2 tRNA genes are annotated in these 520 nt (G+C 40.8%); both read right to left on the bottom strand.

The window, feature by feature from the left end:
- Positions 1–159: 159 nt before the first annotated feature.
- Positions 160–235: transfer RNA gene (locus tag AB4J89_RS19000), tRNA-Ala, on the bottom strand.
- A gap of 160 nt (positions 236–395) precedes the next feature.
- Positions 396–472 (bottom strand) — tRNA-Ile (locus AB4J89_RS18995).
- Positions 473–520 lie beyond the last annotated feature (48 nt).

Raw genomic sequence — 520 nt, 5'->3', positions numbered from 1 at the left:
TTCAAGGTCTGAGATTTTGAGAGACTCATCAATATACCTCGGTGATATATTGATTTGTTTTCAATTTTTCAGCTTGTTCCAGATTGTTAAAGAGCAAAATAATTCGCAGTATACTATTGCTAATATACTCTGAATTATTGTTTTATATTCAAGAGATTATGGTGGAGCTAAGCGGGATCGAACCGCTGACCTCCTGCGTGCAAGGCAGGCGCTCTCCCAGCTGAGCTATAGCCCCATAATGCATTCTTTAATACCGTTTTTGTTTCTCAGGTTTCTTTATTATTGGAAAGTTTCCTTTAATTAAGAATTGAGCCAATCTTATTGAGACAAGGCGTGGAGTCACGAAGTTTACAATAAGTAAACGAGTGAATTCACAACGCAGTATCAATACGATTTGGTAGGCCTGAGTGGACTTGAACCACCGACCTCACCCTTATCAGGGGTGCGCTCTAACCACCTGAGCTACAAGCCTATACCGGTATTTCTGCTCGTTCTTCATCAGACAATCTGTGTGAGCACT

Origin of the sequence: Proteus sp. STS61-E, assembly GCF_040932335.1 — a bacterium.
GTDB lineage: Bacteria > Pseudomonadota > Gammaproteobacteria > Enterobacterales > Enterobacteriaceae > Proteus > Proteus mirabilis_B.
The sequence above is the reverse complement of the archived record's forward strand: the minus strand, read 5'-3'. Positions and strand labels throughout refer to the sequence as shown.